Origin of the sequence: Faecalibacillus sp. H12 (genome assembly GCF_013361255.1) — a bacterium.
GTDB lineage: Bacteria > Bacillota_I > Bacilli_A > Erysipelotrichales > Coprobacillaceae > Faecalibacillus > Faecalibacillus intestinalis.
This window is the reverse complement of record NZ_JABWDK010000059.1, coordinates 1-3286: the sequence shown is the minus strand read 5'-3', so window position 1 is coordinate 3286 and position 3286 is coordinate 1. Positions and strand designations below refer to the sequence as shown.

Genomic DNA, 3286 nt, shown 5'->3' with positions numbered 1-3286 from the left:
AAGGTGGAGTACTTCGTTTATCAGTTCCTAAATCTGATATGAAACAAATTGAAAACACAAGTACAATTATGATTGAATAAAAGATGTAAGGGTGAAATCTTCAAAAGATTTCATCTTTTTTTTGTTTATAGGATATATTAAAGAAAATAAATTTTAAGAGGTGACGAAAATGTTATCGTCAAAAAGAGTCGTCCTTCCCTTAGTGGGAAGTTTCTTTTTGCCAGGAAAAGCAAAAGAAACAATTGAAGAAATAGAAGATCAAGAACTTGCACAAATTGCTTGGGCTGAGTATTATTTCTTTTCTGCAAAAGCCAAAGAATGTGTAGAAATCGTAGAAAAATACTTAAATCATGAAGATGTTATATTACGCTTATCGGCAGACATGCTCTATACATTTTCTAATTTAACTTTAGGAGATGCCTTTGCTGCACAATATGCCAGAGAAGACGTTTATCGATGTTTCGAAAAAATAATGAAAGAAAATACCCCTATAGAAGAAAAAGCTTCTTGTGTATTTGCTTATTATGCTATTAGTATTTTTATACATATTCCCCCTCAAGAAGAAATACCACCTTTAGAACAATATATTTCCTATTTAACACTTGAGGTTGAATCAGGGGATAGTATTGATAATGTTAAACAAAAAATTCAAGATAAAAAAGGTTTTCCCCCTGATCAACAATATCTCTATTTTAATGATCAACTTCTAGAAGACGGAAGAACATTAGCTGATTATAATATCCAAAAAGAAAGTAAACTGTGTTTATTATTAATGATGGTAAAAGAACCAATTTCTAATTTAAAAGAAGGTCAATATGAAGAAAATAAAACAATTCAACTTACTTCTAAAACAATAGGGGCAACGATCTATTATACGAAGGATGGAAGCATGCCAAGTAAAACAACCGGTATAAAATACACAGAGCCAATAAATCTTATAGGAGTAAGGCAAAAATACATCTATTACAATTAAAGCTATAGCTACTAAAGAAGGAATGCAAAAGAGTCAAGTAAGTACATTTGTTTATACAATAAGTATTCCTGCTGCTGATTATAGTCGAGTTAATGAAGCTATTTCTAGGGTAAATTCTATAGATAAAGAATTATATGAAAATTATAATAAAGTAGAAAAAGCGCTTTATCAAATTGATTGGAACAAAAGTAAACAAGAACAAGCAATAGTAGATAGCTATGCAGATACTATTAATAAAGCGATTGAAGGACTTGCAAAGAAAAATAAAGATTATAAAGTTACTGAAGGCGAAACTTTTGTTAAAGAAAGTGGAAAAGATATTTCAATAAGAATAGATCATGAATATACAGAAAATGTAAAAGTAGATGATCAAGAAGTTGATAAAGTACATTATAAAGTAACAAAAGGTTCTACGATCATTACTTTTGGTGATATGTATTTAAATATACTTGCTGTAGGAACACATCATGTAAAAGTATCATTTGAAGATGGCATATCTACAACAACTTTACTCATCAAAGAACAAACAAAAGATGATAATAATTGGAAAGATTCAACATCAAATAATCAAGAAACAGTAAAACCAACTATAAATGAAGAAACAAAGACAACGGTAAAAGCTGAAAATAAAGAAGAAGTTAAAAAAGTAAAAACAGGTGATGATGAAAATATTATAGGTGTTGTTTTATTATTGATAGGAAGTTTAGTTGTTTTAACTTATATTAAAAAAAAGAGAATTGAATAAAATAAATGATGGCAACTCGAATGAGTTGCTTTTTATATAAATATTTGACATTTATAAAGTTATCTATTAAAATAGTTCAAAAATGAATTATCTAAAAATGAAGGAAGTGATAATATGAATATTGATTTTGCTAGAAAATTAGAACTTGCTTATCATCAACAATGTAAAAATCTATGTAATGAATTTCATCTAAAGCAAACAGGGTTTGATATTTTGATGTTTTTGGGAAATAACCCCCAATATAAACATGCTAAAGATATTGTGGAAATAAGAAAAATCAAAGCAAACCTTGTTTCAATTCATGTGGATCAGTTAGTTGATCAAGGATATTTATCTAGGATAGATGTTCCAGGAGATCGAAGAAAAGTTGAATTAGTTTTGAACAAAAAAGCGAATGATGTTGTAAAAAAAGGAAAAGCGTTTCAAAACCATTTCTTTTCTTCACTTTTTTCAGATATTGATGAAAAGCATCAAAAGATATTTAAAGAAACATTAGAACTTATGGAAAAAAATATAGATTGTTTATTGGAGGAAAAATAAATTGGAAACAAATATTTTATTTATTATTCTTGTAACCTTTTTTGCTGGAATGGGAGCAGGTCTAGGAACAGGTTTTGCAGGAATGTCAGCGGCTGCTGTTATTAGCCCAATGCTCATTGCTTTTTTGAAAATGGACCCTTATATGGCAGTAGGTATTGCTTTGTCATCAGATGTCCTTGCCAGTGCGGTTTCAGCTTATACTTATGGAAAAAATAAAAATTTAGATATTAGAAATGGTTTATTGATGATGGTAAGTGTACTTATTTTTACGGTAGTAGGTAGTTATGCGGCAAGTCTTTTACCATCTTCAACAATGGGAAGTTTTTCAGTTTTTATGACTTTTATTTTAGGGGTTAAATTTATTGTTAGACCAGTAATGACAACGAAAGAAGCGATGAATAATGTTTCTTCTAAAAAAAGAGCAATCCAATCTATAATTTGTGGAACTTGTATAGGTTTTATTTGTGGTTTTGTTGGAGCAGGTGGAGGCATGATGATGCTTCTTATCTTAACAACAGTCATGGGATATGAACTTAAAACGGCAGTAGGTACGAGTGTTTTTATTATGACCTTTACAGCCCTTACTGGAGCTATTTCACATTTTATGATTGGCGGGTTTCCTAATTTAACAGTATGGATTTTATGTATTCTCTTTACTCTTATTTGGGCAAGAATTGCTGCTTTATTTGCGAATAAAGCAACTCCTAAAACCTTAAATAGAGCAACAGGAATTGTTCTTGTTGTTCTAGGGATTGTTATCTTTTTATTTTCATAAACTAAAATTGAGGAATGAATCCTCAATTTTTTGTGCGACAGGCAGTCGCTTATATGTCATGTTTACAGGAACATGAAATTTTCTATTTACAAATGATTGTTCAAGATAGTTAGCTATAAACTTGAAATGCGTCATGGAAGCTAGAAATCCTGTAGACGAAATATCAGGCCGAAACAAAATGTGAACTGAAGGTGCGGCTGATGTTAGTATAAAAACTGTACAAGTTAAATGGAAGAATTAAACATCATTTGGT

The 3286-nt window shown here is 29.9% G+C and carries 4 protein-coding genes; all 4 read left to right on the top strand.

Translation table 11 applies throughout. The features are described 5' to 3' along the window. Positions 1-217: 217 nt before the first annotated feature. The 4 genes from HUU89_RS14360 to HUU89_RS14345 all read left to right on the top strand — a co-directional run bounded on the left by HUU89_RS14360 (position 218) and on the right by HUU89_RS14345 (position 3033). Positions 218-973 (top strand): ubiquitin-like protein, encoded by a 756-nt coding sequence (locus tag HUU89_RS14360; protein WP_175302118.1) that lies wholly within the window; start codon positions 218-220, stop codon positions 971-973. 22 nt (positions 974-995) lie between these two features. Continuing rightward, a complete protein-coding gene (locus HUU89_RS14355; protein WP_175302117.1) occupies positions 996-1718 on the top strand; it encodes a hypothetical protein in 723 nt (240 codons plus the stop codon). A gap of 114 nt (positions 1719-1832) precedes the next feature. Next, a complete protein-coding gene (locus HUU89_RS14350) occupies positions 1833-2258 on the top strand; it encodes a MarR family winged helix-turn-helix transcriptional regulator (protein ID WP_119363865.1) in 426 nt (141 codons plus the stop codon). 49 nt (positions 2259-2307) lie between these two features. Beyond that, positions 2308-3033, top strand: coding sequence for a sulfite exporter TauE/SafE family protein (locus tag HUU89_RS14345; protein WP_052010965.1), 726 nt, complete (start codon positions 2308-2310; stop codon positions 3031-3033). The last annotated feature ends 253 nt before the right edge of the window (positions 3034-3286 follow it).